This is a genomic window from Serratia sp. (in: enterobacteria), assembly GCF_046715635.1.
GTDB lineage: Bacteria > Pseudomonadota > Gammaproteobacteria > Enterobacterales > Enterobacteriaceae > Chania.
Map to the genome: position 1 here is coordinate 1 of NZ_JBKJYW010000499.1, position 26380 is coordinate 26380.

The following is a 26380-nucleotide window of genomic DNA, read 5'->3' on the forward strand; positions in this document are numbered from 1 at the left end:
TGAACACCACGGCGTAATCATTCCTGATTTTCTCAAGCTCGGGAGTACCGGCTAGTGCAGCCATGACGCTAGGCATCTCACGGCCTTGCAGCAACACGCACTCAATGTAGGAAGTGGCAATGACCGAGGATAAGGCTTCTAGCTCCGGCTTGGTATTCTGGATAGCTTCATCCATCCGCGCGGTTTGACGACTATCAAACTCTTGATACAGCGCGGCAAACAGGCCCGAACGGTTGGTGAAGTGATCATACACTACCGGCTTGGTGACGCCCGAGCGTTCTGCCAGATGGCCGAGCGTCAGCGCTTCGGTACCTTCTTCATTAATGATTTCCCATGCGGTTGTCAGCAACTGCTGATAACGCTCTTCTCTCGATAGCCGAACTCGTGAATGGGGTTTGGAGATCATAGCCATATTTACCCGTTGACAGCGTTATATACTAAAGGTAACTTACCGGCGGTAACTTACTGTTGGTATATAGAGTACGTTTTATACCTCGCCCTGACAATAGGACCCGCCCCTATGCACGCGCTAATCGTTGTGTCTCATCCTCTCGATACGTCATTAACCCACGGTGTTGCAGCAGCCATTGCCGAAGGGATAACGGCCGCCGATCCCGCCCATACGTTTGAAATTGCCGATCTCACCCAGGAAGGTTTCGATCCGGTGTACGGTGCAGCAGATATCGCCGCGTTTTTAAAAACGGCTACCGTTCCAGCAGATATTCTGGCAGAACAGAAACGTATCGATGGCGCGGATGCCCTGATTCTGGTGTTCCCAATCTACTGGTGGAGCATGCCTGCCTTGCTTAAGGGGTGGGTAGACCGCGTATTTTCCAATGGTTGGGCTTATGAAGAGACGGCCGATGGGGCGGTGGTCAAAAAACTGGGGCATTTACCGGTGCACCTGGTTGCCCTAGGGGCGGCAAGCAAAGGCGTCTATGATCGGCATGGCTTTACCGATGCCTTTAACGCGCAGATAACGCACGGTATTTTTGATTATTGTGGTGCTCCGGTTAAGACATCTGAAATGCTACTGCTGCCAGAACTGGGGGAGCCAAAGGCTTACCTGCACGCAGCGCATAACATTGGTAACGGCATCTTCCGGCCAGCATAAAGGAACTAGCTGGCCCTCAAACCATTGAGGGCCAAACTTGGCTGCGATCATTTAATTCCCAGCCGTTTTGCCAGCCGGTGCAGGTTGCCACTGTCCAGACTGTTGGGTCATCGTGGCCCAGTAACCCGACAGAGTTTTATAGAGGGAAACGTAATATGGCGTTAAGATCGGCACCGGAAGGTAAATCGTCGCTGCGTACTGCTAAAACTCTTGCGCCGGTAGCTATCGATCTTTTGGCTATCTCATCAATTAAATCGTAGGCGTCATCCTCATCGTTGTCACTGAAAGTGATTAATCCCTGCTCATCAATGGTGCCTTTCAGCTTGCAGTCGAGGTTAATCAGTAATAAATCAATGGCGCCGAACGTGGCTGCTCTTGCCGCATCTGAAAGATCCTGAGTGACCCGGCGTTCCCCTAAACGTGTTTCAAAGCGCAAGGCTAACGCGTTCAATTGCTCCTGATAATAGTTATCCATTAACGGCCGCACCAACGTTACCAGTTCAGAAGTACCAAGGTGTTCTGCATTCTTGAAAAGTGTTTCATCTGTCAGGTTAGCCAATGAGTTTGTTGAACGGTAGATAGAGGCCAGCGGCTCGGTACTGACAAGGAGAAGCGGAGAATCATGTCTGGCAAACAGTGGACGTAACGCTTGGTCAATTTTGCGAGTATATTGTGCCAGTCGCACTTTATGATGTGTCGCTCCATGATGGTGGTCATTCAATGCTGCATCCCCCATAGCATCCTTCATGGAGGTGGGCATTTCTGGCACTGTCATCTCTTCTGCGGGAGCATCAGCAAAAAACTCGATCAGGCGCGTCTGGTTTTCAGAGAGTGCGAGGATGTAGGCCGAATGGGGGAAGGTTAACGCACGCAGTAGTGGTTTAAGGTAGAAACGTTTGCCCACCTCAAGTCGATTGGATAGCTCATTTGCCAGCCGGTAAGTTCGGATACTGTCTGGTGTTGCAAGCACCGCCAGGCTGCGTGCATGCAGGTCCCAAAATGACTCATCTTCCAACACAGAACAAAGCTGTTCTTCCAACAAGGCAACACGGCGTTTATCCAGGCCGCTGTCTGCAACCTGCAGCAGCGCCTCCTTGATGAAGTTACCAAGTTGAATTTTACTGGCCTCTAAGTGCTGACGTAGAGGCGAGGTTTCAAGATAAATCGAGATACAAGCATCCGCATGAATATCAGCTAAATAGGCATATTCTTCACGGCTAGGGATATCAACATAAAGCATGTGCACCTCGCAAAATGACAATATTAGTTAGGTGGTACGGCTTCCTTGGGGTCTTTCCGCTAACATCGTTGGTGAGAGCCTTAAGCAGACAAACAGCCCGTACTTTAACAATAGTTGCTTCCTTGATGACCGGGGAACAATCAGGCGATTTTTTATGCTGTTTTCAGCAAGGCCGTTGGGGGGAACGAGCAAAGATAGGTTAGCGTTGTTTGCGAGCTTACAGGGCGTATTTGCGGTTTGGCTGCACGGATTTTTGCGTTAGTGAGAGCCTTAGACAGGCATCCTGATAGTGAAAGGGGGATCAATATTATCGAATCAGACTTTATCCTTTGATTGTAGCCGCACAACGGGCTTGATGCCGAGTAGGTCTGGTGGAGTCTGGCTGGGAAACAAAGCAAAAAACCCGCCATAGGCGGGTTCTTCTAAATAGTGGTGCCCGGACTCGGAATCGAACCAAGGACACGGGGATTTTCAATCCCCGTGTTGAAATAACAACGTAGGATCTATTACTAGCGCTATTACTTGGGGTGTTTACCCAGGTAATAAATATGCATGTAATTTCAATCATTTCCACCAAAGGCGGCGAAGGTAAATCGACCCACGCAGCTAATCTCAGTGGCTTCTGTGCAGATGCTGGTCTCAAGACTCTCTTGATCGACGGTGACTACGCTCAACCGACAGCCTCCAGTTATTATCACCTGCAGTATGAAGCCCCCTACGGCCTGTATGAATTGTTAATGCAGACGGCTGATCTCAATCAACCCAAACAGCTTATTTCCCGCACCAGTATTGCCAACCTTGATCTGATTATCTCTAACGATCCCCACGAACAACTTAAAACAGCCATGATGCACGCGCCCGATGGTCGTTTTCGGCTGCGCAATCTACTGCAGCACCCTCTGTTTACCGACTATGACGTGATTATTATTGATTCACAGGGTGCCCGATCCATCATGCTTGAGCTGGTCATGCTGGCAACGAACCATACGGCGCTCGCCATGATAAAGCCGGTGGTACCTGATGTGCGCGAGTTTTTACGCGGCACTATCCCGCTGATGGAAGGATTATTGCCTTATAAAGACTTTGGTATCGCGTTGCCCCCGGTGAAAATTCTGGTGAATTGCATGGATTACACCGTTCTGGCAAAAAAAGCGCTGGCAGCGATAACGCAGATTATTGATGAAGGTACATACAGTTCCACAGGTATCCCGGTCAGTATGCTGGCAACCCAAATCTACGATTTGGACGTTTATAAACTGGGACACAGTTTGTCTCAGCCAGCCCACAGACTGGAGTATGAAACTGACCGTAAAACCCCGCCTGCAGCACAGTCTATATGTGATCTGGCTTGTGAGCTTTTCCCTGAGTGGAAACCCCTGTTTGATGATGTTCTTGCTCGGGAGATCCGCTCATGAATCGAAATCAAATTTGGCGGGCTGTCGCTTATTCGGTTGATACCTATAAGGGACACGATGAGGTTCATGTGTTCGTCGATGCTCCTGATTATGAAACAGCAAAAAAACGGATTTATGAGCGTTTGGCTGATGAATGGGAACTGGCGAGAGGTTTCATAGAGTTTTCCAACCTGTGGAGTGAATCGGAACTTCGTGATATGGCCGTAGGCCCGCAAGCACCAATAGGACTTCCGTTGCTGGAGTCTGGTGCGAGTTACGATCGGGAACCCTTGATCCTGGTCGCTTCTTCCCGACTCCGTGAGGTTCTGGCGTGTGCATTGCGCGAGGTTCAGATTGAGGAGACTCGCCATGCGTAGCACTGAACAACAACGGGTTCTGCCGCACTCATTGGAAGCCGAGCAGTCTGTCCTGGGTGGCCTAATGCTTGAGAATGACCGTTGGGATGAGATTGCACCGATCCTGACGGCAGACAGCTTTTACTCACGGCCTCATCAGACGATATTTGCAGCCATGCAGGCGTTGCTTGGCCGCAATATGCCCATCGATCTCATCACCTTATCCGAAGAGCTTGAGCGTGTTGGGCAGCTTGATACTGTCGGGGGTTTTGCCTATCTGGCTGAACTGTCCAAGAACACCCCAAGCGCCGCCAATATTGTGGCCTATGCAGAATATGTCTCGACCGGTAAGCAGAAACGCCAGCTACTGGCGTTGGGGCATGATCTGGCCGGACAGGCCGAAGATGCCCGTACGGATGTGGCTTCCCTCTTGGAAGAGGCAGAGCAACGTCTCTTTGATATCGCTGGTCTACAGGCGTCCGGTAAGCCGTTTGATCTCATTTCCTCGCTGGAGACCTATCTTGACCGTCTGGAGCTGCGTTGCAGCAGTGAAGACCTGATCACCGGCACTCCAACACCCTTTGAGCAACTCAACGGGATGACCAGTGGATTGCAAGACAGTGACCTGATCCTGTTAGCGGCACGTCCCTCAATGGGCAAAACCGCGCTGGCTCTGAGTTTATGTGAAGGTGCTTTGGGGACCAGGAAAGACAAATCGGTGCAGGTCTACAGTCTGGAAATGCCCATCGACCAGCTTTTATCACGGTTTATTGCCATGCTGGGACGCGTCCCTTTGCAGAATCTCCGCAATGGCAATATGGGCGATGAAGAGTGGGCCAGGGTGGGGGAGGCGAACAAAATTCTCCTTGAATGGAAAGATCGTCTGGTTATTGATGACGACAGCTTAATGACACCGTCAATGCTGCGCTCTCGGGTACGTAAAAATGTGCGTAAATACGGAAAGCCGTCTTTAATCCTGTTGGATTACCTGCAGTTGATGCGTTGCCCTGGTCAGGAGAACCGCACACAGGAAATTGCTGAAATTTCGCGTTCGCTGAAGGCGCTGGCGAAAGAGATCGGTTGCCCTCTCGTCGCCCTTTCACAGCTTAATCGGGCTCTTGAAAACCGGCCAGATAAACGTCCCAATAATGGTGATCTTAGAGATTCCGGGGCATTAGAGCAGGATGCCGACGTGATCATGTTTATCTACCGCGATGAAGTTTACGACGAACACAGCCCGGATAAAGGCATTGCCGAGCTGATTATAGGTAAGCAGCGCAATGGCCCCATTGGCACGGTAAAAGTGAAGTTCCAGCCTGAAATCACCCGATTTGAAGATTTCTCGGGAGGTCGCTATGACTTCTAAAGAGGTGCAGACGTTGGAGGAACAATTGTTGCAACGGGGACGTTCGCCAGCGTCCGGCGCAGTGGCCGTCTTGCCGGTCAGTGAAATGCCGATGGTTCTGACACTTGATCAACTGCGGCCCAACCCCGATAACCCGCGTACCACCCGTAACCCCAAGTATGACGATATCAAGGCGTCGATCCTGGCGCGTGGGCTGGACTCGGTACCAAAAGTCACGAAGAACCCCGACAGCGCCGAAGATGTGTATATCTTCAGTGATGGAGGAAATACACGTTATACGATCCTGGTGGAGCTATGGGAAGAGACCCAAGATGAGCGTTTTCGTCGTATTCAGTGCATTTTCAAGCCGTGGCCGGGGCGGTTGAAGTGTGTCATCGGGCATTTGGCTGAAAATGATGTTCGAGGGGATCTGTCTTTTATTGAAAAATCATTTGGCGTAGCCAAAGCCAGAAGCATTCAGGAAGAGCAGTTAGGACGTGAGGTCAGTCAGAGAGAGCTTGCAGAGCTCTTAAAAACAGAAGGTTACCCGATACATTATTCCAGTATAAGCCGAATGGAGTATGTCATTAAGCAACTGTACCCCTATCTTCCTAGGCTTCTGGAGTCGGGATTGAGTCGCGCTCAAACGGTTCCTCTTATAAATCTTCGCATGTCGGCAGAAAAGTCTTGGGGGGAATTCAGTGTACATACCGATGTGGTTAAACCGTTTAATGAGGTATTTGGTGAGGTTTGTCATTCTTTCGATGATCCAGACCATTACACCCTGGAAACGTTCAAAGATGAGTTGATCGCCGCCTTACTCCAGGCAATGCCCAACTCGGAGATTACGTATGACCGCTGGTTAATCGAACTCGACCCGAAGGAGCAGAATCGCCGGAAACTTTTCGGTGAACCCGCGCCTCTACCACAACATATTATCAATGCAGATAAAGGCACCGAAAAGGCGGGTGTAACCCCCACTGTTGCACCTGCGTCTTCGCTGGGTGTTCCTTCCTGTGATGATAATCAGATTCAAGAACCCTCCCCGGTCGTACATCGCCAGCAGGATGCAGTTATCTCTTTGCAGGATGTGAGGCCGTCAATGCCTGTTGAGGCCGATCCCGGCGATCAGCACAAGGAAGAGGAACAGCTTGATTTGTATGGCCTGCCAAATGAGTCTCGGGAGTCAATGTTACCGGTGACGTTCTCACACTCAGCCTCTGATGGCGCTGTGCTGCAAGAGCAGCAAAATGATGACCTGCTCCCTGTGCTAGAAAACGCAACCTTAGATTCTTCGGTTTCATTCGCCAATACCGGTTTAGAGCCGGTGACGGATATTTGGCATATTTCCGCCCTGCAGGACGACATTGAGCATTTGCAGGATGCCGCTTTTCGTCTGGCGTTTGAGTTGGCTGAAGTGCTTGAGGCCGAGCAGGAACTCTGTGAAGACAATGCGCCTGGTTCGGCGGGATATCGCCTGCAGGTGAATGCTCATAGTGCATCCCCGATAACGCGATTGCTGGCAGGGTTATCAGGTGATGCTGCAGTTTCACTGTCTGCGACTGAGCTGACCAATATCGTCATCGGTACTGAGCAACCGGCAGACTGGCCGTTGCTGGATGATATTCAGGTAGTGAAGTTTTTACGGTTAATACGCGTGATACGGCGTTTGCGTGAGATCCAACGCCAGTCACAGCAGTATCAGGGTGGGGAGGAGTAGGGATGAGTCACTCACATTCACAGCGTCAGGTTCGTCTGGTGAAGTTAATTCGTAAACTGCTGGAATTGGCTAAAAATAACAGCAATGCGCATGAGGCCGGGATGGCCTTATCCCGCGCTCAGGCGTTGATGCAAAAATACGGTATCAGCGAACTGGATGCCGAGTCCTCTTCTGTACGGGAAGATCAGACACAGAAAGCCCCGTCAGATGCCGTGAAAATCCCTCAGTGGATGGATAGGCTGGTCTGGGTCGTTAACCGTGCATTTGGTTGTCGGGCTTACTATAGCTGGCAGCAGGGAAGTGCTGGCAACAGTCACCGCGTCGTGATGTTCTGCGGCTTTGGCGAACGTCCTGCCGTGGCTGCGTATTCCTTTGATGTTCTATCTCGCCAACTGAAAGAGGCAACAACCGCCTACCTTAAGACGCAAAACAAGCGTCTTAAACTGTCAACTCGCCGTGCCCGTGCCGACCAATTTCGTGAAGGGTGGGTTGAGGGTGTTCGCCGTGTCGTCGTTGATTTTGGCCCCTCTCAGCGGGAGAGCCAGAGTATGGCGCATTACCTTGAAGCCTTGGCGTTATCTCAGACCAAACTTCGGGAAGCCAGGGAATGTCGCGGGGCTGATATTGCCCGTGGAACCGGCTTTGTCGCTGGGAAAAATGCCCGGCTGTATCACGGTGTCGATGGTGCAGAGCAAGGCAAACTGACCGGTAGGAGAGGGGGGGCAATGAATAAAATCCGTAAGGACAGGTCAGGTATCACGCTGGTTGTGCTTTGTGTTGTGGCGTGGGCGATTGATTTAGGGATACTTTTAGGAGGGAACTACATATGAATCCGCAAACCGGTATGACGACAAATGCCTTGTTGACGCAGGTCTTGATGGAACTGAAATCCGGCAACATTCGGCGTTGTGAGGCAATGGGACTGACGCTGGAGGAGATCCAGGAACTGAATCAACTTACGGTAGAGGATTTACACTACCTGGTGAACTCCTCGGTCTCGATACTGACGTTCCATATCAATCACACCAATCTCAATATGATGTTGGCGCAGGCCCGACAAGAGCAGGTTCGCATACAGCGTATCGATCGTGCATTGGCGTTGGGCGGATCGATAGAAATGATGCAGTGCTATTTTGGACTAACGGCGGCGGAAGTGAGTACCCGTCGTCGCCTTGCCGGAATTCCTACCCGGCAAGGGCGTAATCAGATGCCCGCTGAAGCAGAAGAAATCTCGATCTGGGAGCAGTGGCGAACTGCCAAGATAGACAATCTGGACTCGTTGGAAGCGCTGGAGGTCATGATGCTGATTGCTGAACAGCAAGATATCGCCTTAACGTCCGTGTGGACGTTGGTAAAAGGCTGGGTCGAGCAGCAGCAACAGCGGAGAGCGGGTTGATGGCCTTGGCTGTAGACAGCGTCATACAACATACGTTAAGCAAAATGACGGCCCGGATTGTGCAAAAGGCACAATCCGGTGCTGTGACAAATGAGCAGAGTGGTCTGCTCTATCTGGGGAATGTGCATGATGCCATTCCCCGGCAACTTTATATGGATAACCGGTTATCGCCGCTGGATAAAACCGCCTGGGTAATGATCCGTCTCTATGCTCAACAGAACGATGGAGCGGTGTTCCCCACCTATGAAGAGCTTCAGCTTCAGCTTGCCTCCCCCCATTCAGGTAAAGCCTCACGAGAAACGGTCAGTCGCGCCTTGCTGATGTTACGGCTCACGGGCTGGTTGAGTTTGTGTAAGCGAGTCAGGGATGACGGTGGCCGAGTCCGTGGCAACATCTATGCACAGCATGATGAACCGTTGGGGTTACGTGATGCCGAGCATTTTGACCCCGGCTGGCTGGATGCGGTGGCACAAGCGTGTCAGCACGGTAACAAGACTATCAGGTTAACGGCACTGTCTGTACTGAGTGAGATCAAGCAGGATACGTCCATGCGTCACCGTCATTCGCGCGTTGCGTTGATCGAAGCTCGGTTGTCCTCCCCTCAGTCTCCCCAAGAGTTGGCATTGCGACAGCAGGCTTCTTTGCCGGGTTCGGAAACCGAACTCAGTCAAAAAATACCTTCTGTCACCCAAAGATCACCAAGTTCGGAAACCGAACTCAGTATAAATGAGGGGGCTGTTTTACCGAGTTCGGTTTCCGAACTCAGTCTAGAAACAAGGGGTTATGACAGAGTTCGGAATCCGAACTGTTACGTACGTAGTTTTACACAGGGTGTAAAAGATACGTACGTAGGGGCATCAGGGAAAAACGACAATCGGCTTCGCTGGCCGTCAGTGCTGATTGAAAATCTGACCACGGTTGATCGGGATAACGTAGAGCCGCAACTGCAGGCATTGCCAGCGCCATTGGGGCAACAGGTTCTGGATGAAGTGGCGGAGCGTATCGGCACAGGTGAGATAAAAAATGTGATTGCCTACCTGCTCGCCACGCTGAAGCGGGCGAGAAATGGACAATTCAATTCAACAGTTGGCGCGGCCAAACGAGTGCAGCAGCCAAAAATACAGCCACTACAGCCCGTTGGGGCTATCGAGCTTGTTCCAGTCCAAACGCAAGGAAAAAGTCATAGAGCATCGACGGAGAAAATTACACAGGTGATGGCTGAAATTCGCGCTGCTTACAGGCGCTGATTGAAAATTATACAGTGTTGCGGGGCGCAACAGTGGTTGAAAATTACACAGTGTTGCGGGGCGCAACAGTGATTAAAAATCACACAGATCTATAGGCAAAGTAGGTGCAAAAAGAATTGTAACGGTTGGGAAAACAGTTTCCCGTTGTTCGGAGGTCAGTTGATCTCAGACTATCTAACTCTGCGTCAACTATCGAATAGAGGCTGTTATGACTGACAATGCAGAGAAAAAGGATGGTAAAAAAGTCGGTGCACTACATTCAGAATTGCGGATTGATTTGCATACCTTCTATGCGATCAGTACCTGGGAAGGAAGAGGGAAGAGTGCGAGGAAAGGTAAAATCATCGGAATGCCGCAATTTTTCCGGTTAGTTTCCAGTATTAACATGGATTCATTGGCTGATAATCCTTATGCGGATGCCGTGATGCATCAACTTGAAACGCTGATTGATGAAGCACATAAGAACATTCAGCGTTTGTTAGATGAGGCAAATAGTCTGATAGCCGATCTTCCAAGCGGTATCTCGTTATCCAGTGTTGTTTCCAGCTCTCCTCTTAATATTGGTGTACATAGTCATACGCCTGTGGGGTATCGCTGTGTCTATCTTCTGGTCGGATTTGATCAACTCGCCTTACGATTATTTCAAGCTCACCATTATGGATTTATGTCACTCAAACGGCGGAATAAATTACTGCAAGAGGGCGGGTATCAAATTCGTAGAATATTCACTGTAGCAATGGATTATCGTTCATTCCCTGTCAGTCGTAAGGTGTTTGTTACACAGAGTGAAGAAATTCATCAAGCACAGCAGTATTTTGGCGAGTTAGATGAACTGGTGTTGTTCGGAAAAAAACGTTCTCGTTTTTCGCCACCGGTCAATGCAGAGAGCCTTCGTTTGTTAAATAAGCGATTGCGGCATAAATCCAGAGATAATAAGGCAGTGGAGGAGGTTGATAAACAAGGAGATAAGGATGAGAAGCATGGGGCAGAGTAATTTTTGTAATGCGGTAGGTGTGGTGTTATCCGCCGTTTTGTTAGGGGGATGTGCAGGGAGCGATGTTGCCGGGTTGAACAAAAAAGTCAGCGATATGAGCTATGGTTTGCTCTCGCTGGGTAAAAAAGCGGACAGCAATGAGAGTGGCGGATTGCCTGCAATGTCAAAGAATTCACCGGTAATTGATAAGAAAACCGCCCGCGAACTTGATGTTCCGGTTGATGTGGATACCGCTGCTGCAAGGGTAAAACGGTATTACAATTTTACCTCCAGTGATGTTGTGAACACACTTAAGGGACAGGGGTTAGAAGGTGGCATGAAGGCGGCTGCGATTACTCAGGGGGGATATGCCTGGGACGCGCAACCGGGTGCCTACTACAAGATGGGCAGGAATTGGGGGGCTGATGAGGGGATTGAAGACAATATCCTTATCGAGCTTGAGAAAAATGGTGCGGGGAGTCGTATGTACATTACGTTCCGTTCCAGTGAGGCCTCACATGTCACCGAGGCTTATACAGGCAAGTTGTTTGCCGAAGTCAAACAGGTCGCTGAAGGTAAAGTGCGCTAACGGCGTCTGCATCATGTGATGGTCCGGCTGGGCCATCTTCGAATTTTTATTCACCTGTCATTTTAGTGCTATGCCCCTGTGGGTAGGGTGTTGTGCATTCTGAATCTGACGGGCTCACTTTCATGGATAATGGAATGAAACTATTTCTGTGTGAAAAACCCAGTCAGGGACGGGATATTGCCGCTGTGCTGGGTGCAACGGAGAAGAAGAGCGGTTATTTGTCAGGTGCGGGGGTGACGGTGACCTGGGGGTTTGGGCATCTGTTGGAGCAAGCCAGCCCTGATGTGTACGGCGAGCAGTTTGGCAAACCGTGGCGTGCAGAGGTGCTGCCGGTGTTACCGACCCAGTGGCAAATGCAGATCAAACCCGAATCCAAAGTGCAGTTTGAGGTGATCCGAAAGTTGTTACTCAAGGCTGATTGTGTGGTGATTGCGACGGATGCCGACCGAGAAGGTGAAGTGATTGCCCGTGAAATCCTTGATTATTGCGGTTATCAGGGCAACGTCGAACGGTTGTGGCTCTCGGCGCTCGATGAAGCCAGTGTTCGGGCCGCACTGGCCGCGATAAAACCGGGGCATGAAACGTATCCTTATTACCTGGCGGGTCTTGGCCGCTCTCGCGCAGATTGGCAAATCGGCATGAATTTGACCCGTCTTTATACGGTCAAAGCCCGTGATAGCGGCTACGGCAATGTGCTTTCAGTCGGGCGGGTACAGACGCCGACGCTCAATCTGATTGTTGAGCGCGATCGGCATATCGTGGGTTTTGTGCCAAAGCCCTTTTTTGTGGTCACGCTTGCGCTGACGTCCAGTGGTCAATCTTTTCAGGCGCAGTGGGTGCCCGCAGCAACCTACTGTGATGATGAAAAACGCTGTATCCAGCAAGGGGTTGCACAGCAGGTTGTCCAGCTCTGCCAGCAAACGGGTGTTGCCTCGGTCACAGAGATTGAGACCAAACGCGAAACAGTCTCAGCCCCATTACCGTTTGATTTGGGTACGCTGCAGCAGCAGTGTTCAAAGCGTTGGGGATTGGGTGCTCAGCAGGTACTGGATATTGCCCAGGCGTTGTACGAAACACATAAAGCGACGACCTACCCACGTACAGACTGCGGGTTTCTGCCGACCTCGATGTTGTCGGAAGTGCCTGCCGTTTTTTCTGCTCTGGTAAAAAGTGACCCGGCGCTCTCGACGGTTCTGGCACGGTTACAGCCAGGGTCTGTCTCCCGAGCCTGGAACGATAAGAATATCACCGCCCACCACGGTATTATCCCCACAAAACAACCTTGCGAACTCGGTAAAATGAGTGAGGTAGAGCGTCAGGTCTACCAAGTGATCCGGCAGCACTATCTGGCGCAGTTTCTGCCGGTTTATGAACAGGATGCCACTCGAGTGTCATTGCTCTGTGGCGGTCAACTGTTTAAAACCCGTGGTAATGTGGTGGTGGTGCCCGGCTGGAAAGTCTTGTTTGAGAAAGAGCAGGAGCATGAGGGCGATGAGGCGCAAGGCGATACCGACAACGCGCAGCTTCCGGCCCTGCAGCAGGGGGCGCAGTGTCAGGTGACCGGCGCTGCCATGAAGCCCCAGCAGACCAAGCCGCCAGAGCATTATACGGAAGGCACCCTGATTGCGGCGATGAAAAACGCCGCGCAGTTTGTGACCGATCCACGCCTGAAAAAAATCCTGAAAGAGAACGCAGGATTGGGGACGGAGGCGACGCGGGCCGGGGTCATTGAAACCCTGCTGGCTCGCGGTTTTATCGTAAAAAAGGGGAAATCTCTGCGTGCTGCCGTGGTGGCCGGTGAACTGATGGATGTGTTGCCGATGCCGTTGAAAGATCCCGGCATGACCGCCTTGTGGGAGCAGGCGCTGGATGATATCGCCGAAGGAAAAATGTCCCTGGATGACTTTATGGCAAAGCAGTCAGCCTGGACAGCGCAGTTGGTCGAGAAAGGGCGTCAGCAGGCGATAAATATCACGGTTCCGCCCTCACCGCCGTGTCCGATGTGTGGTGGTGTGACCTTGCAGCGGTCGGGGAAATCAGGGAGTTTTTGGGGGTGCCTGCGTTATCCCGATTGTACCGGGATAGTGAATCCCCCTCAGCAGAATAAGCGTCGGGGCTTCCCCAAAAAGAAAGCGCGTTGAGGTAAAATGAATAATCCATTGCGCTCGGTGCGGGGAGTTTGCTATTTTGCCGTGGCTTCTGAAGCACCCCGTGATTACTGCGGTCACCAGTAACGTGCATCATTTTTTTACTTGGGGAATGATGTATAAGACGCAAAGTCTCAGTGAAAAACGCGTCGGGTTCGAAGGCTCGGCCTCTGAGTTGATGGAATGCGGTCATACAATAGTCTGTGGTGCAGGCATGGCGGGAACGTATCGGGAAGATACTGTTCCCGTTTTTTTATTTATCAGGGCTCATCAATTTAGGAGTGTTACCTTGAACGACATCACTCAGAAGGTCACTTTCGAGATAATCATTGCCGGTGCATCTCTGTGTGTCTCACTGATTGCTCTTGGAATATCTATATACATATGGAAAAGACAATTTCGTCCCATTGTCACTGCTGCGATAAAAACAGTAAAAGCTGGAAATGTTGGTATTTGTTATAACTTAGTGGTCTTGAACTCAGGAGTAATACCTGCAAGAAATATTAAAATAATGCCAGATTCATCGCGCCTTCTCGAAGCGTTAGGTGAAGATGCCACGGACGAAAATCAGCGAAGTTGGCTTGCCTGCTTTTTATCAGAGAATAGAATTGATATTCTGCATAACAATGACCACGTGTCGTGTTCGTTTGGCTATACACAAGGAGGGGATCAAGGATTTTGGAAATATAAGGGAGAAATTCCGATCACTATAAAATATGAGGGATGGTTTGGGAAAAAGTATACACAACAACAAATTATTAAAATTGTAGACTCAGATAGCTTTACTAGTTTTAGTTGGGGTCCCTAAGCAAAATCAATATTCACTTACGTGTTGACTTCTTTTTAGCCCGTTTGAATAATGACCAGGCTTACTCGTTGTCCCTGACAACACCCGATGCTGCCATGACCTGCAAGGTAGCGCTGTAAAGTGGTCAAACCCCAGTTGCCCAGACCTGAAATGCAACGCTTTTAGAGCGGTAACCCCCCTGAATCTTTGAAAGCGGGGATCGCAGTTCACTGCGATGAAGGTACGTTTATCCAACTTAACAGACAGTCAGCGTCTTCACGTTGATACCCTGCGGGAAAATTCCCGTTGGGGACGTTTCTCCGCATACCGGTTTATTCCCAAGGAGAAACACCATGTCTCAAGCATCTCAATCTACTGCTACCCAAAATCAGACCAGCTATTTCAATCTGCATGTTGATGGTCTGGGATATCTCAGCAATATCCGTGAGATCACTACGGCCAACGGTTCATTCCTGACTGGCGTGATTAATGCTTTGCACGGTTCGACTGAGAAACCTGACTACACGCGTTTCGATGTGACCATATCTGGCAAAGAAGCCAGTAGTCTCATCCGGCGCTGCCAGAAGTCTGTCGATGAAGAGAAAAAAGTGCTGTTAGGCTTTAAACTCAGCAATCTGACGGCTGATGTGTTTACCTTAACCAAAGGCGATCACGCAGGTGAATCCCGGCCTACGCTGAAAGCGCGACTGATAAAAATCAGTTGGATCAAGGTAGGGCAAGAAATGGTTTACAAAGCGGAAAAATCAACGCCAACACCAGGGGCTTCGGCCAGTACCGCACAACAACAATACCCAGACAATGCGTTCTAGATTGTCGATGTAGCACCCCACTTTACGCCAGGGTTTTTCTCTGGCGTTTTTTTTATTTTCGGGAAATGAGTTGTTCGTTGAGGGTAACCGTGAAGATTCGCACAGTGAGCACGTCTTTTTGACTGCTTACTGAGGATGTTCATGAAATCATATTACGCTTTCCCTGCTTGTTTACTGGCCGCTGCGGTGCTGACCGGGTGTGTCCAACCGCAAAAAAACCTGCAACGCGATCCCCCCTCCCCAATTGCCGGTGTCCAGCTCTCGAGTAACGTACAGTCGGCTCGTCCCGATGCGTTTGCCGCGCCGCTGGAGGTGGTTCGCTATGACCGCTATCTGCTGGTCAGTACCTCCCCTTCCCAGGCACAACGCGCCCCGCTGGAGCAGGTGATCGATATTCGCATTCCAGCCTCCTTGTCGCCCACCGTGGCGGATGCGATACGCTATGCGCTGCGCCAGTCTGGGTTCAGCTTGTGCAGTATCACGTCAGCCAATCGTGTGCTCTACAGCCAGGCCTTACCGGCAGTGCATCATCAGCTCGGCCCGATCCGCCTGAGTGACGCGTTGCAAATCCTGGCCGGACCGGCCTGGCAGCTAGAGGTGGACTCGGTGCAGCGTGTGGTTTGTCACTCGCTGCGTGATGGATTCCGTTTACCGCCAGAGCCGACACCTGCGCCGATCGCCAGTAGTCACTTTCTACAGCCGCCTGCCATCAAGTCAGTGGCTCCCACCGTACAACCGCAACCCACCCCGGCTCCAGCCCGGCAAAGGATGCTGAAATGAGCGAAATAATGGAGGAGACCCTGCCCGCGCGTCCGGGCAAGGGGATGCGGTTGCTGCGTTATAGCGTCTTTACGCTCCTGGTACTTTCGGTGGCGGGTATTGGGGCAAAAGTGGTGAGCCAGTCTGCCCATATTGCCTCGCTGCAAACGGCCCTGGGGCAAGTCCCCGGTCGGGATGCGGTCCAGCAAGAGCTGGACAAGCTGAACGGGCAGGTCATCAGCAATAGCGAGACGTTGAAAACGTTGTCAGCCTCCCTGGAGGAAGCCTTGGTTGCGCCCGTCGTGGATAAAACCGCGTTTGACCATCTGGCGCAGCAGGTGCGTACGCTTGAGACGAAGGTCAGCCTGCCGGTGTCGTCAGATGCGCAGGCGCTGCAGGGCGTTCATGCCACAATGGCACTTCTGCAGGCCCGTATTGACACCCTGGAACAACGGGCCGGTGCAGCACAAACCAAGCCAGCAACCTCTGCCGTCAATCCAGAGGCGACCACTCCCTACGTCAAGAACCCCTCCACCCGGAGCGCCCGGTCTGTCGCTGCTCCTTTCCGTCTGACCAGCATTGAACGACGGGGAGGCACGGTGTTTGTCGCCGTGGCACCGCTGCAGGCGTTCAATCTGGTGGATATCCGACTGGTTGAAACCGGCGAAACCGTCCAGGGTTGGACACTGTTGTCAGCCGGGGGCAATCAGGCCCAGTTCAGCGTCGCAGGTCGGACGCAGACGCTGACCGTTCAATAGAAGGAGGTTCAGGATGAAATTGACATCAATCGCGCTGGTATTGGGTCTGGGTATGGCCCCGCTTTTCCCGGCAACAGCCGCACTGCAAATCGAGCAATCTCAGCAGGGAAACACCGCCAGTGCCAGTACCACCCTGCAGGCGCTGGAAGAAGCGCAGTCGAAAAAAAGTGCGCAGGAATGGGGGCTGACCCCCGAGGAATGGCAGCGTTATCAGCAGTTGAGCAAAGGGCGTCGGGGGATTTTATCGCCGGGGTTAGATCCGATCACCACACTGGGTATCGAAGCGCGGAGCGAGGAGGAGCGGCGTCACTACGCTGACCTGTCTGTCAAGCAGGACTTTCAGCGGGTTGAGGCTGAGTTGGCCTTCCAGCGCGAAGTGAATGCCGCCTGGGTTCGTGTCTACCCCGGTATCCTGCCGGTGCAATCTGCCGGGGATGCTGGGCAGGGTAACGGGCGGCTGGCGTTGTTTGTCCGGGCTGACTGTGGGACGCCGTGTGAGACCAAAGTGGCGTCTCTGCTGGCAAGCCAACGCCTGTTGGATATCTACCTGGTCGGCAGTGAAGGGAAGGATGAAGCCGTTCGGGTATGGGCGAAGAAGCTGGCTATCCCCGTCGAACGGGTGAAAGCGAAAACGCTGACGCTCAATCACGACCGGGGGCAGTGGATCAAGTTCGGTCAGGGGCGTATGCCGGTGGTACTGCAACAGGGGGCAAACGGATGGCAAGTTACCGCGTATTGAGTGCGCTGGCGCTTCTCTTGTGCAGCGCGGGCAGTCTGGCAACCGTATCCTCTCAGCAGATCCCGTCAGGTTATTACCAGGTGGCGGTACAAGAGCGGGTGCCTGCCGAAGCCTTGTACAGCCTGGCGCTGACGGAATCGTCAAAGAAACTTCCCCACGGTATTCGCCCCTGGCCGTGGACCATTAACGTAGCCGGAAAAGGCTATCGTTATGCGACCCGCCAAGAGGCTTATCAGGCGTTATTGGGGTTTATGCGCAGCCATTCGCTGAAACGTATCGATGTCGGGATTGCGCAGGTGAACCTGGGCTGGAACGGGCATCACTTCCGCTCCACCTGGGATACCTTTGATCCGTATATTAATCTGCATGTGGCAGCCCGTATTCTGCGGGCCTGCTACGACAACAAGCCGGGGAGCTGGATAACAGCAGCCGGGTGCTATCACCATCCGGCAGGCGGTCAGCCTGCACGGACCTATCAAGCCATCGTGAAACGGCATTTGAATTGCCTGCAGCCGACAACCGGCGTACTGGCATCGAATGTTGTCATTGAACCTGCTGCAGGAGCGACGCCATGAATCTGAGTCCACGTTTATTGCCCCGCCTGATCTGTGTGCTGGTATTGGGTGTCGCCAGTTTTATCGTCCAGGCTGAACTCACTGTCGTAGCCGATTTGGGCGGCCAGCCTACAGCAACGTATTTTGAGGGCATCAATAATCAAGGCAAAGCCACGGCATCCCAGACAGAGCCGTTGTCTGTTATTCCGCTTACCGTTTTGCCCATCAGTACCCCTGAGCTGACACCCGGCAAGGTGGAGGCCAGGGCACTGACTCTGCCGGGGATGCGCCCGATGTTTTTGATTGGTGATGATGACCCGTCGCGTCGTTGGCTGTCACTGCGTCGGGATGCTCTGGTGCAGTTAAACGCGGTGGGCCTGGTTGTTAACGTTGCCAGCGAGGGAGCGCTCAATGACCTGAAGAAACACGCGGATGGGCTGGAGTTGTTACCGGTCTCGGGCAGTGATCTGGCGAAGCGGCTGGGGCTGACCCATTACCCGGTGTTGTTGACGGAAAAGGGATTGGAACAATGAGATCGGGCCTGATGCTGGAGAGTCTGGGACCTTTGGTTTGGTGGCTGCTTTTACTTAGCGTGCTGTGCTGGATAGCGTTACTGATTGGCGCGAAAGTCAGTCGCCACCGACGTTATCAGCGTCAGGCTCAACGTGTTCTGGCGCGTCTTCCTCAGTTGGCCGGTGACGGCCAACGTCTGAATTATCTGCGTAAAGTGAACCCCTATGTGTTTGAAGAATTGCTACTGACTGCATTCGAACGCCGGGGATATCGCATCAAACGCAACCGGCATTATAGCGGTGATGGCGGATTAGATGGGCAGGTGTGGATTCATGGCAAACGTTACCTTATCCAGGCCAAACGCTATGCCCGCACCATCACACCGGCCCATGTGGCGGCATTTGGGGCGTTGGTCTGCCGCGAACGTTGCCGGGGGCTGTTTGTGCATACCGGGCGAACGGGTTTGAAATCCCGCGAGGCGCGGAAAGGTTTCCCCAATATCGAGTTTATCAGTGGTCAGCGGTTACTTGACCTTATCGACGGGCAACGACCCTGGCTACTGAATGAGGAATGAACAATGAGTGATCGTTATGTGATTGAGGCGATGTTGCGACCGGCTGTCGAGCTAAATACCGCAGTTGTTGCCGCCTGTGCCAGCTATATCTGTGTGACAGCGCCCTGGGCGGTGGCGTTGGCTCCTGTTGTCAGCTATGTCACTGCCGGTGGGTTTGCCGTGTTTGCGCTGAAACGGACCCGTGAAGGGTTCAGGGTGCTGCGCTATCGGCGCAATATCCGCCGTTTACCGCGTTATGTGATGACCAGCGCTGAGGTGCCAGTGAGTCACCAACGTTTGTTCCTGGGGCGCGGATTTTTATGGGAACAGAAACATACCCAGCGCCTGCTGGCGACATTGCGCCCCGAAGTGGAACGCTATGTGAATCCCCCGGCGCTGTACCAGGCGGCGCGTCGCTTTGAACAACGTTACGAATACCGTTACCCCACCTTGTGCAAATGGCTTTCCAGCCAGTCGGCGTTCAATCCGGTACGTCCACTGCCGGACGTCGGCGGTAAGCCCGCATTGCACGGTATTGAACCTGATGAGGTCAATGTGTCGCTGAGCCTGCTGGAGCGGGTGGGACATATGCTGGTTCTGGGCACTACCCGCGTCGGGAAGACCCGCCTGGCAGAGCTGCTGATCACCCAGGATATCCGGCGTGGCAATGTCACCATTGTCTTTGACCCGAAAGGGGATGCGGATCTGCTCAAGCGTATTTACGCCGAAGCCCACCGCGCCGGTCGCGCCAGCGAACTGCAGGTGTTTCACCTGGGGTGGCCCGACATCAGTGCCCGCTATAACGCCGTGGGCCGTTTCAACCGTATTTCTGAGGTTGCTACCCGTGTGGCTGGACAATTGGAAGGCGGTGGTAACAATGCGGTGTTTCGGGAGTTTGCCTGGCGGTTTGTCAACATTATCGCCCGTGGCCTGGTTGCCCTGGGACAACGGCCTGACTTTGGTCTGATTATGCGTTACGTCAATAACATCAGTGACCTCTATGAAAACTACGCCGAGTTTTACCTGTCGCAACATGCCCCGGCGTTGTGGCTGCAGATTGAGAGTCTGGTGCCCGTTCTCGATGAGCGTGATATTCCCCGGCATATGGAGGGGCGCTCAATGCGTATCGTGGCGATTGAGAATGTTTTGGGGAGTGATGAGGGAAAACGGGTGTATGACCCTATCCTGGATGGCCTGCGCTCGTCTGTTCGCTATGACCAGAAATACTATGACAAGATTGTCGCCAGCCTGTTGCCGTTGCTGGAGAAACTGACCTCCGGCAAGACGGCGCAACTCATCTCACCGGACTATACCGACCTGACCGATCCGCGTCCCATTTTTGACTGGCAGCAGGTGATCCGTAAGAAGGGCATTGTCTATATCGGCCTGGATGCGTTGTCAGACCCTGAGGTGGCGGCGGCGGTGGGCAACAGCATGTTTGCCGACCTGGTGAGCGTAGCCGGTCATATCTATAAGTTTGGTATCAATGATGGTTTGCCTGTGGAGGATGAGAAGAAAACCCCCATTAGCCTCCATTGTGACGAGTTTAACGAACTGATGGGTGATGAGTTTATCCCGCTTATCAACAAAGGGGGCGGTGCGGGTATCGAGGTGACAGCCTATACGCAGACTCTCCCGGACATCGAGGCGCGGTTGGGCAGTGCAGCCAAAGCCGCTCAGGTGGTCGGTAACTTCAACAGCCTGGTGATGCTGCGCGTTCGGCATACTGAAACGGCAGAACTGATGACGAAACAACTGCCTGAAGTAGAGGTATATACCAAAACCCTGGTGTCTGGCGTCACCGATATTTCTAACCCGGAAATGGGTAGTGACTTTACGTCTAATACTCAAGACAGGGTCAGCTCGGTGCGTACCCCACTGATCACTCCAGCCAATGTGATAAACCTGCCTAAAGGCCAGGCCTTTGCCTTGCTGGAAGGGGGCAAACTGTGGAAGATCCGTATGCCGTTGCCAGCGGCGGGGAATGATGCCTTGATGCCGGAAAGTCTGGGGAAGATTGCTGAGTACATGAAGAAAAATTACCGCACGGGCGATACCTGGTGGTCGGGAACGGCCTTGCCGGGAGATCGGGCACCGGATAGTGACAATAACGTGGTCTGATAAGGGAAATTCAATGAAACAACAGTATCGTGTCAGTGTTGTGCTGGCATCCAGTCTGGGGCAGTCTGCAGAGGTGCCTCGCGATATCATGGCGGTGCTGAAAAACCAGCACTGTTCAACACCGTTTGCTCCAGAGATAGTGGCAGCGTTAAGCGGATTAGGGTATGTCGCCCGACGTGAGCAGGAGCCGAGCCCGGCTAACCAGGTGGGCATTTGGGTGACAATCAATGCCCAGTCCATGCTGCTGCAGTGTGAGCTGGAAGTCCTGGCGTTGCATTAAGGAGAGGGTAATGGCACAAGCATCTTCTTCCCCGCAATCGGTTCAGCAGGCCCAGCCACCTAAACCGCATGGTGTGTTGATGACGGTATTGTGGGACATGCCCTGGCGGGTAGTCGGCATGTTACTGGTCTCCCTGTTGTTTAGCTTGATAGTCGAGTACATCGGGATTGCCTTCTTTTGGCCGGAACTGGGAGCCGAGCACAGCCGTGCGGTGATGGTGACGGAAAGTAGTTATTTCTCTGAAGGGTTTACCCGTAGTTTGTTGCTGTCTGCGCCGGTGACCACGGTGAGTACCTGGATAACCGTTGGCTACCAGAGGCTGTTTGTGAACAGTGGTTTTCTGGGGTGGCTCCAGTCAGCGCAGTCAAGTAACAGCGGTAATGCCCTGACGGATGGCCTGAATGTCAGTGGAGCCTGGTTGATACAGGCGGCGCGTGAATATCTGATGGCCTCGATGTATGTCACGCTGGTTTTCCTGATGCGAGTCACCATCCTGGTGTTGTCGGTGCCGCTGTTTGTTTTGGTGGCCCTGGTGGGGATTGTTGACGGGATGGTAAGGCGTGATCTGCGGCGTTACGGCGCGGGGTATGAATCGAGCTTTCTGTATCACCATGCCAAGCGATTTGTGAAACCGGCTGTCTATATTCCCTGCATCCTCTATCTGTCTGCACCGTTCTCGGTGTATCCGAACCTGCTGTTGCTGCCTGCTGCGCTGCTGATGGGGCTGGCGATATCGGTGACGATGGGATCATTTAAGAAATATTTGTGATTAAATGCGTATTGATTGACCTAATTTCTCTATGGCTACATAGTTCCCACTAAGTGGCTTTATCTAATGTCAATAGAGGCAGCATATGGATATACGTACATGTAAGACTCGATTTTTGGACTCATTAAGCTTGTCTGACATACAACGCAGAGCAGTCGGTCTGGCAATAGACTGCCTGATTGAAAATGAATCAAAAAAAGATGATGTTCCGCTGGTTATTACTAGCTACGACGACACTTGTCGTCAAAATGTGCTCAAAGCCTTACAGGAATTTTGTGCAGCTATGTATCCTCATTTAAATAGCTTTTTCATACCTCGTATTTTATTGATTGCTGGCCATACAAGCGAAGAAGCGTGTGTTAACTTAATCAAAGAGTTAAGGTGTAATTCAACAATGTTATACTGGGCTGATAGCCCATCTTGGTTTTCTAGCCTCCCTGAAGGTTTATTCCATGTCGTTAGTATTGATCATGGCGAGGTTTTTCGAGGGTTAAATAAACAACAACAACGACCTGAAATAGTAAGAAGAGAGTACACAAATGACTCTCTTCTGCCTGAACTGTTTGTAAATGTTGCTCACACCGGTCTTGATGAAACGACAGATATTAATGTTGCTGAAAATAAATTTTACGACGAATGTAATTCTGGTTTAATCAGGCCTATTCCGGCTCCAACAGGGGCTCGCTACGATGAAGAAATCACCATCTCCTCGCCTGACTGGCAAAAGCTTGCTTGTGTAGCTATTCGTCGTTATCAGTCGAGAGAATTCCATGATGGTATGAGTTGGAATACATCTAATGAAGGTTGGAGCAGTGTAATTGCGTATCCTTTTTTGGAAGAATTTCTAACTTTGGATGGTAGTGGGTTTAGGGAGTGTTTAGTAGGGCTAGTTACGATGAACACTTCAGAAGTTGAAAAGCCATATTTGTCTACCGTTTGGATACACCCTTTTTATCGTCGCCAAGGTTATTTGAAGAGACTCTGGCCAGCTCTAAAGGAAAAGTATGGGAGCTTTGAAGTAGAAGCACCAAACTCAAACATGCAGGCTTTTTTAAAATCAGTAAAATTTGCGGACATGTAATCATGTATAGCCACGATACTCAGTGTTATGAACCCGCGTTACCTATGAAGAAAGATTTAGAAAAAATTAGAGCGGGATTCGAACGAATGGATAAGTCAAATTTACCGGTTACGTTCAGAAATTTCTCGCGAGGATCATGTGGGGACACTTGTGAAGTGTTAGCGGAGCTTCTCAAAGAACTAGGTTATGGCTGTTTTCTATATGTTGCTGGTCAGCGCGATAATGGATATAGTCATGCTTGGCTAGAGCAAGATGGTCTTGTTATAGATATCACTGCTGATCAATTTGATGAAGTTTCAGTCCCTGTTTATATGGGACCTATAAACTCGTGGTATCAAGATTTTGCGGTTCAGCAAAAACATGAGGCTGGTTACAACAGATTAGATGTCCGTTCAAAAGCAAGGCTTTCAGGTGTGCATTTAAGAATTAAGGTGGAGCTTAATACATAACAAGGCATCAGCGCTTATTTTTGTCAATGCAGTTTTAAAGTGTCACTCTTTCTGCCAAATAGAAGTGGCACTTTTAGTTAATTGAGAAGTTTTTCGTTCTTTTTTTATAATGCCAAGGCAATCATTAAGATGAAGTATTTGATGTTTGGTCAGGGGCATCATCAATAACCCTCCGATATTTTTTTGCTGCCAGTAGTCAAGTAACCAAATGGAATCAGGATGCTCAAGTACGCTTCTCTCGCTAAGAATGCGTTCTATTTGATGTTTTTCTGGATGCATTTTGAGCTGAGCTTTTGAAAGTTGTTTTATTATTCTCTGAGTTTTCTGACCTACAGAGAGGCGATAAGCCAGAAGAGCTTCCCTGTTGATTGATGCTGAAAACAAATTCATTTCATTTTCTGTCATAGCATTGCCAGTATCCTGGAAGGATATATTCATTTTCTCTAGCCACAGATGTTCGAAAATCACCTGTTGTTCATTTGCGATAAGCACGTTTGCGCAAATGTCTTCTATCCGGGTCATATGGAACACATAAAATGCAAGTGTTCGATATCCCTGATATTTTGGACTAGTTACATGACGAAAGGTGCTTTCATTGACATTATCCAAAATTTCATCCTGAAACGTTTTTTGTCTTCCTCCACAGACGGATGCCGTATGCACAAGCCCATGTAGCTGACATGCTATATCTTTAACTTCATCAATGACGCCCTGTGTTAAGGCATTTTTAAGTGCACGCTGAAGAGGATTCCAGTTTTCATTTATAGTCAACATTATTGCATCCTTATTTATTATATGTAAATAACAACATTATGTTCCGGTATTTACCCGTCTACTTACCAAATGCAGATTTTAGCGCTTAGCACTTGCTCGGAACAAGCAAGGATCGGCCAGAACTGGATTTTAATGCGAAAATCTGTCTTTATGTTCAGAGTTTAAATTACTTACGTTTCAAAACGAGTTATATTCAGCATTGTATTTTTTACTCTTCACGGAACTATTTTCCTTTCAGACTTCAGGGATACTCCTGACGAGCATGTAGTACCCGCAAAATTTCTATTTGCAGTTCGTCAATATGGTAAATAACCAGATAATTAGGATGAGCGACGATTTCCCGTGTACCCGAAACTCTGCCTGGACGGTAAAGGTAGGGATGTTGAGGGAGATTCTCTGTTACGTGTACGATCTGGCGGTGCAACTTACTGCTCGCAACAGGGTTGTATTGCTCAATATAATCAATGATCTCTGCCAAGTCATTCAGTGCTGATTCTTTCCATTTAACCAACTGCACGTTTCGCCCTCAATGCCCGTTTTTCTTCCAGAAGCCGATCTAACGTTGCCATCGCTTCATCATGGGGAATACCAGGACGCGGATCGTCCAATGCCGCCTGTACTTTGGCGCGGAACCAGCGGTCATAGCTGTCTGCCTGTTCTTGCGTTTCAAACTCGGACACGATGGGGGACAGTTTGGTTGTCATGGCGGCTCATTCCTTATCTTGTTGACCTTTTAACCAGTATAGCCTGTTCCATTGTTCAGACCAAGCCGTGAGCAACAGGCGGAATAGCAAGCCTGCAGATCTTCCCGCCACGCTGTTTGGCCCTTCGTAAATTTTCAAAATCCCATTCTAGTTGTTTGCTGACCCTCCCCCGCTTTTTCGCCAAGCTCTGCCTTGCATCCATTACTCGAAAAGGAGGTTCCCATGCACATAGCACCGCTGCGGGCGTTGTGTCTCGCAGGCAGTTTGTTCACCGCGCTGTCCGTCCAGTCCAGCGAGAAAGACGAGTTGGCCCTGGTCATGAAGCAGTTGGATCAGGTGCAGGCCAGCCTGGAGCGAGCCCGTGTGGTGGCGGTTCAGGACGGCCAGTCCGGGCGTTTTCATTTTGACTATCTGCGGGCCACGCAGGACGTCAACACGATGCGCCGGGGGATTGCGTTTTACCTCGAACCTTCCCGCGCTCAACCCACCACATCGTCAGTCTCCGGGCAATACCGCCAGGAGCGTCGGTAATGAATGAAACACAGACCGCCGCGTTTAAAGCCGCTGCTGGCAACGTTGAGCCCGCCGTCCTGAACCTGCTGTTTATCGGTTCATTGATAGCGGTATTGACGTTGTGGGCAGGGTGGGGATTTGTTCACGTCTATCGGGGCTATGCGGCAGGCAACATCAAAGGGCCTGCCGTTCAACGCTTCGTGGTGCGTGTCGTCATCTTGCTGTTGGTCAGTCTGTATTTATTCGCCAGTTAATCATTTATCTCTTCTTCATTTGTAAGGAAACTACCATGAATTTGCCGTCTCTTTTCTCTTCCGCCCGCCATGTCGCACAGCGTGTCCGTCAGTCCACCCTGCTGCTGGCGTTAACGGCAGTCACGTCCGCCCAGGCAGCTTTACCGACCGTGGAAGGCCCCAAATCCAGCACCGATAGTTCATTCTACGGCCAGATTTCTGGCTATGTGAATGACGGCATCGTGCTGGGTGGCTTAATTCTGGCGGCTGTGGCGCTGCTGGTTGTGGCGAACGCCATTATTGCCACCTTTGCTGAAGTGCAGCAGGGGAAATCCACGTGGGCCAAATTCGGTATGTTGGTCGTGGTCGGTATCGTGCTTGTGGTCGCGGTAATCTGGCTGGCAACCAAAGCGGCCACGGTCATCGTAGGCTAAGGCAGGTA

32 protein-coding genes are annotated in these 26380 nt (G+C 51.2%); 27 read left to right on the forward strand and 5 right to left on the reverse strand.

Translation table 11 applies throughout. The features are described 5' to 3' along the window. Positions 1–412, reverse strand: a 412-nt coding sequence (locus tag ACLQ7H_RS25490; RefSeq protein ID WP_411755081.1) for a TetR/AcrR family transcriptional regulator, incomplete at its 3' end; no start/stop codon positions are given. Positions 413–520: 108 nt separating this feature from the next. Between ACLQ7H_RS25490 and ACLQ7H_RS25495 the strand changes: the two genes are divergently transcribed. Further along, entirely contained in the window at positions 521–1114 is a 594-nt protein-coding gene (locus ACLQ7H_RS25495) for an NAD(P)H-dependent oxidoreductase (protein ID WP_411755082.1), read from the forward strand. Positions 1115–1250: 136 nt separating this feature from the next. Here the strand turns inward: ACLQ7H_RS25495 and ACLQ7H_RS25500 are convergent, their stop codons facing one another. Further along, positions 1251–2354: a hypothetical protein gene (locus ACLQ7H_RS25500; RefSeq protein WP_411755083.1), complete on the reverse strand. Its 1104-nt coding sequence runs from the start codon at positions 2352–2354 to the stop codon at positions 1251–1253. A gap of 548 nt (positions 2355–2902) precedes the next feature. Here ACLQ7H_RS25500 and ACLQ7H_RS25505 point away from each other — a divergent pair. From ACLQ7H_RS25505 to ACLQ7H_RS25615, 23 genes are all read left to right on the forward strand, one after another. Beyond that, the gene (locus ACLQ7H_RS25505) at positions 2903–3769 is read left to right on the forward strand and encodes a ParA family protein (RefSeq protein WP_262033579.1); all 867 of its coding nucleotides are present in this window, start codon (positions 2903–2905) and stop codon (positions 3767–3769) included. Continuing rightward, a complete protein-coding gene (locus tag ACLQ7H_RS25510; RefSeq protein ID WP_411755084.1) occupies positions 3766–4125 on the forward strand; it encodes a hypothetical protein in 360 nt (119 codons plus the stop codon). Before ACLQ7H_RS25505 ends, ACLQ7H_RS25510 begins: the two co-directional genes overlap by 4 nt. Continuing rightward, entirely contained in the window at positions 4118–5470 is a 1353-nt protein-coding gene (gene dnaB-PI, locus ACLQ7H_RS25515) for an SPI-7-type island replicative DNA helicase (protein WP_262033581.1), read from the forward strand. The genes ACLQ7H_RS25510 and dnaB-PI overlap by 8 nt, the downstream gene beginning before the upstream one ends. Beyond that, the gene (locus tag ACLQ7H_RS25520; RefSeq protein WP_411755085.1) at positions 5460–7169 is read left to right on the forward strand and encodes a ParB family protein; all 1710 of its coding nucleotides are present in this window, start codon (positions 5460–5462) and stop codon (positions 7167–7169) included. The genes dnaB-PI and ACLQ7H_RS25520 overlap by 11 nt, the downstream gene beginning before the upstream one ends. Positions 7170–7171: 2 nt before the next feature. Then, positions 7172–7999 (forward strand): DUF2786 domain-containing protein, encoded by an 828-nt coding sequence (locus ACLQ7H_RS25525; protein WP_411755086.1) that lies wholly within the window; start codon positions 7172–7174, stop codon positions 7997–7999. Further along, complete coding sequence (locus ACLQ7H_RS25530) at positions 7996–8565, forward strand: DUF2857 domain-containing protein (protein ID WP_262033584.1); 570 nt, start codon at positions 7996–7998, stop codon at positions 8563–8565. The genes ACLQ7H_RS25525 and ACLQ7H_RS25530 overlap by 4 nt, the downstream gene beginning before the upstream one ends. After that, a complete protein-coding gene (locus ACLQ7H_RS25535; protein WP_411755087.1) occupies positions 8565–9812 on the forward strand; it encodes an STY4528 family pathogenicity island replication protein in 1248 nt (415 codons plus the stop codon). Before ACLQ7H_RS25530 ends, ACLQ7H_RS25535 begins: the two co-directional genes overlap by 1 nt. A 208-nt stretch (positions 9813–10020) precedes the next feature. After that, entirely contained in the window at positions 10021–10806 is a 786-nt protein-coding gene (locus tag ACLQ7H_RS25540) for a PFL_4669 family integrating conjugative element protein (protein ID WP_372557736.1), read from the forward strand. Next, positions 10793–11374, forward strand: a complete 582-nt coding sequence (locus tag ACLQ7H_RS25545) for a hypothetical protein (protein WP_411755088.1) — start codon at positions 10793–10795, stop codon at positions 11372–11374. Before ACLQ7H_RS25540 ends, ACLQ7H_RS25545 begins: the two co-directional genes overlap by 14 nt. Before the next feature lie 134 nt (positions 11375–11508). After that, complete coding sequence (locus tag ACLQ7H_RS25550) at positions 11509–13515, forward strand: DNA topoisomerase III (RefSeq protein ID WP_411755089.1); 2007 nt, start codon at positions 11509–11511, stop codon at positions 13513–13515. Between the two features lie 46 nt (positions 13516–13561). After that, on the forward strand, positions 13562–14329 hold the full coding sequence (locus ACLQ7H_RS25555) for a hypothetical protein (protein ID WP_411755090.1): 768 nt from the start codon (positions 13562–13564) through the stop codon (positions 14327–14329). Between the two features lie 332 nt (positions 14330–14661). After that, positions 14662–15138: an STY4534 family ICE replication protein gene (locus tag ACLQ7H_RS25560; protein ID WP_411755091.1), complete on the forward strand. Its 477-nt coding sequence runs from the start codon at positions 14662–14664 to the stop codon at positions 15136–15138. Between the two features lie 135 nt (positions 15139–15273). Further along, positions 15274–15918, forward strand: coding sequence for a PilL N-terminal domain-containing protein (locus tag ACLQ7H_RS25565; RefSeq protein ID WP_411755092.1), 645 nt, complete (start codon positions 15274–15276; stop codon positions 15916–15918). Further along, positions 15915–16655, forward strand: coding sequence for a hypothetical protein (locus tag ACLQ7H_RS25570; RefSeq protein WP_411755093.1), 741 nt, complete (start codon positions 15915–15917; stop codon positions 16653–16655). The genes ACLQ7H_RS25565 and ACLQ7H_RS25570 overlap by 4 nt, the downstream gene beginning before the upstream one ends. A 13-nt stretch (positions 16656–16668) precedes the next feature. Next, a complete protein-coding gene (locus ACLQ7H_RS25575; RefSeq protein ID WP_411755094.1) occupies positions 16669–17394 on the forward strand; it encodes a TIGR03759 family integrating conjugative element protein in 726 nt (241 codons plus the stop codon). After that, positions 17373–17969 carry a transglycosylase SLT domain-containing protein gene (locus ACLQ7H_RS25580; RefSeq protein WP_411755095.1) on the forward strand — a complete coding sequence of 199 codons (597 nt, stop codon included), beginning with the start codon at positions 17373–17375 and terminating at the stop codon, positions 17967–17969. The genes ACLQ7H_RS25575 and ACLQ7H_RS25580 overlap by 22 nt, the downstream gene beginning before the upstream one ends. Positions 17970–17995: 26 nt before the next feature. Then, complete coding sequence (locus tag ACLQ7H_RS25585; protein ID WP_411755158.1) at positions 17996–18481, forward strand: integrating conjugative element protein; 486 nt, start codon at positions 17996–17998, stop codon at positions 18479–18481. Continuing rightward, a complete protein-coding gene (locus ACLQ7H_RS25590; protein WP_411755096.1) occupies positions 18478–19035 on the forward strand; it encodes a restriction endonuclease in 558 nt (185 codons plus the stop codon). The genes ACLQ7H_RS25585 and ACLQ7H_RS25590 overlap by 4 nt, the downstream gene beginning before the upstream one ends. Positions 19036–19038: 3 nt before the next feature. Continuing rightward, on the forward strand, positions 19039–21135 hold the full coding sequence (gene traD, locus ACLQ7H_RS25595) for a type IV conjugative transfer system coupling protein TraD (protein ID WP_411755097.1): 2097 nt from the start codon (positions 19039–19041) through the stop codon (positions 21133–21135). A gap of 13 nt (positions 21136–21148) precedes the next feature. Continuing rightward, positions 21149–21415: a hypothetical protein gene (locus ACLQ7H_RS25600; protein ID WP_411755098.1), complete on the forward strand. Its 267-nt coding sequence runs from the start codon at positions 21149–21151 to the stop codon at positions 21413–21415. 10 nt (positions 21416–21425) lie between these two features. Continuing rightward, positions 21426–22184: a TIGR03747 family integrating conjugative element membrane protein gene (locus ACLQ7H_RS25605; protein ID WP_411755099.1), complete on the forward strand. Its 759-nt coding sequence runs from the start codon at positions 21426–21428 to the stop codon at positions 22182–22184. An 85-nt stretch (positions 22185–22269) separates the two neighbouring features. Then, complete coding sequence (locus ACLQ7H_RS25610; protein WP_411755100.1) at positions 22270–23265, forward strand: hypothetical protein; 996 nt, start codon at positions 22270–22272, stop codon at positions 23263–23265. A 44-nt stretch (positions 23266–23309) separates the two neighbouring features. Then, a complete protein-coding gene (locus ACLQ7H_RS25615) occupies positions 23310–23714 on the forward strand; it encodes a hypothetical protein (protein ID WP_411755101.1) in 405 nt (134 codons plus the stop codon). Between the two features lie 42 nt (positions 23715–23756). Here the strand turns inward: ACLQ7H_RS25615 and ACLQ7H_RS25620 are convergent, their stop codons facing one another. The 3 genes from ACLQ7H_RS25620 to ACLQ7H_RS25630 form a co-directional block, all read right to left on the reverse strand. After that, positions 23757–24488: a hypothetical protein gene (locus tag ACLQ7H_RS25620; protein ID WP_411755102.1), complete on the reverse strand. Its 732-nt coding sequence runs from the start codon at positions 24486–24488 to the stop codon at positions 23757–23759. Between the two features lie 241 nt (positions 24489–24729). After that, positions 24730–25005: a type II toxin-antitoxin system RelE/ParE family toxin gene (locus tag ACLQ7H_RS25625; protein ID WP_411755103.1), complete on the reverse strand. Its 276-nt coding sequence runs from the start codon at positions 25003–25005 to the stop codon at positions 24730–24732. Next, a complete protein-coding gene (locus tag ACLQ7H_RS25630; protein ID WP_411755104.1) occupies positions 24992–25192 on the reverse strand; it encodes a stability determinant in 201 nt (66 codons plus the stop codon). The genes ACLQ7H_RS25625 and ACLQ7H_RS25630 overlap by 14 nt, the downstream gene beginning before the upstream one ends. Before the next feature lie 222 nt (positions 25193–25414). On the opposite strand from ACLQ7H_RS25630, the gene ACLQ7H_RS25635 reads away from it, so the two are divergent. From ACLQ7H_RS25635 to ACLQ7H_RS25645, 3 genes are read left to right on the forward strand one after another with little or no spacing between them, the layout of a single operon-like run. Continuing rightward, positions 25415–25723 carry an RAQPRD family integrative conjugative element protein gene (locus ACLQ7H_RS25635; protein WP_411755105.1) on the forward strand — a complete coding sequence of 103 codons (309 nt, stop codon included), beginning with the start codon at positions 25415–25417 and terminating at the stop codon, positions 25721–25723. After that, a complete protein-coding gene (locus ACLQ7H_RS25640; protein ID WP_411755106.1) occupies positions 25723–25959 on the forward strand; it encodes a TIGR03758 family integrating conjugative element protein in 237 nt (78 codons plus the stop codon). Before ACLQ7H_RS25635 ends, ACLQ7H_RS25640 begins: the two co-directional genes overlap by 1 nt. A gap of 35 nt (positions 25960–25994) precedes the next feature. After that, positions 25995–26372, forward strand: a complete 378-nt coding sequence (locus tag ACLQ7H_RS25645; protein WP_411755107.1) for a TIGR03745 family integrating conjugative element membrane protein — start codon at positions 25995–25997, stop codon at positions 26370–26372. The last annotated feature ends 8 nt before the right edge of the window (positions 26373–26380 follow it).

Coding starts and splice junctions, on each gene's coding strand:
- ACLQ7H_RS25495 (WP_411755082.1), top strand. CDS start 521: ATGCACGCGCTAATCGTTGTGTCTCATCCTCTCGATACGTCATTAACC.
- ACLQ7H_RS25500 (WP_411755083.1), bottom strand. CDS start 2,354: ATGCTTTATGTTGATATCCCTAGCCGTGAAGAATATGCCTATTTAGCT.
- ACLQ7H_RS25505 (WP_262033579.1), top strand. CDS start 2,903: ATGCATGTAATTTCAATCATTTCCACCAAAGGCGGCGAAGGTAAATCG.
- ACLQ7H_RS25510 (WP_411755084.1), top strand. CDS start 3,766: ATGAATCGAAATCAAATTTGGCGGGCTGTCGCTTATTCGGTTGATACC.
- dnaB-PI (WP_262033581.1), top strand. CDS start 4,118: ATGCGTAGCACTGAACAACAACGGGTTCTGCCGCACTCATTGGAAGCC.
- ACLQ7H_RS25520 (WP_411755085.1), top strand. CDS start 5,460: ATGACTTCTAAAGAGGTGCAGACGTTGGAGGAACAATTGTTGCAACGG.
- ACLQ7H_RS25525 (WP_411755086.1), top strand. CDS start 7,172: ATGAGTCACTCACATTCACAGCGTCAGGTTCGTCTGGTGAAGTTAATT.
- ACLQ7H_RS25530 (WP_262033584.1), top strand. CDS start 7,996: ATGAATCCGCAAACCGGTATGACGACAAATGCCTTGTTGACGCAGGTC.
- ACLQ7H_RS25535 (WP_411755087.1), top strand. CDS start 8,565: ATGGCCTTGGCTGTAGACAGCGTCATACAACATACGTTAAGCAAAATG.
- ACLQ7H_RS25540 (WP_372557736.1), top strand. CDS start 10,021: ATGACTGACAATGCAGAGAAAAAGGATGGTAAAAAAGTCGGTGCACTA.
- ACLQ7H_RS25545 (WP_411755088.1), top strand. CDS start 10,793: ATGGGGCAGAGTAATTTTTGTAATGCGGTAGGTGTGGTGTTATCCGCC.
- ACLQ7H_RS25550 (WP_411755089.1), top strand. CDS start 11,509: ATGAAACTATTTCTGTGTGAAAAACCCAGTCAGGGACGGGATATTGCC.
- ACLQ7H_RS25560 (WP_411755091.1), top strand. CDS start 14,662: ATGTCTCAAGCATCTCAATCTACTGCTACCCAAAATCAGACCAGCTAT.
- ACLQ7H_RS25565 (WP_411755092.1), top strand. CDS start 15,274: ATGTTCATGAAATCATATTACGCTTTCCCTGCTTGTTTACTGGCCGCT.
- ACLQ7H_RS25570 (WP_411755093.1), top strand. CDS start 15,915: ATGAGCGAAATAATGGAGGAGACCCTGCCCGCGCGTCCGGGCAAGGGG.
- ACLQ7H_RS25575 (WP_411755094.1), top strand. CDS start 16,669: ATGAAATTGACATCAATCGCGCTGGTATTGGGTCTGGGTATGGCCCCG.
- ACLQ7H_RS25580 (WP_411755095.1), top strand. CDS start 17,373: ATGGCAAGTTACCGCGTATTGAGTGCGCTGGCGCTTCTCTTGTGCAGC.
- ACLQ7H_RS25590 (WP_411755096.1), top strand. CDS start 18,478: ATGAGATCGGGCCTGATGCTGGAGAGTCTGGGACCTTTGGTTTGGTGG.
- traD (WP_411755097.1), top strand. CDS start 19,039: ATGAGTGATCGTTATGTGATTGAGGCGATGTTGCGACCGGCTGTCGAG.
- ACLQ7H_RS25600 (WP_411755098.1), top strand. CDS start 21,149: ATGAAACAACAGTATCGTGTCAGTGTTGTGCTGGCATCCAGTCTGGGG.
- ACLQ7H_RS25605 (WP_411755099.1), top strand. CDS start 21,426: ATGGCACAAGCATCTTCTTCCCCGCAATCGGTTCAGCAGGCCCAGCCA.
- ACLQ7H_RS25610 (WP_411755100.1), top strand. CDS start 22,270: ATGGATATACGTACATGTAAGACTCGATTTTTGGACTCATTAAGCTTG.
- ACLQ7H_RS25615 (WP_411755101.1), top strand. CDS start 23,310: ATGAAGAAAGATTTAGAAAAAATTAGAGCGGGATTCGAACGAATGGAT.
- ACLQ7H_RS25620 (WP_411755102.1), bottom strand. CDS start 24,488: ATGTTGACTATAAATGAAAACTGGAATCCTCTTCAGCGTGCACTTAAA.
- ACLQ7H_RS25630 (WP_411755104.1), bottom strand. CDS start 25,192: ATGACAACCAAACTGTCCCCCATCGTGTCCGAGTTTGAAACGCAAGAA.
- ACLQ7H_RS25635 (WP_411755105.1), top strand. CDS start 25,415: ATGCACATAGCACCGCTGCGGGCGTTGTGTCTCGCAGGCAGTTTGTTC.
- ACLQ7H_RS25640 (WP_411755106.1), top strand. CDS start 25,723: ATGAATGAAACACAGACCGCCGCGTTTAAAGCCGCTGCTGGCAACGTT.
- ACLQ7H_RS25645 (WP_411755107.1), top strand. CDS start 25,995: ATGAATTTGCCGTCTCTTTTCTCTTCCGCCCGCCATGTCGCACAGCGT.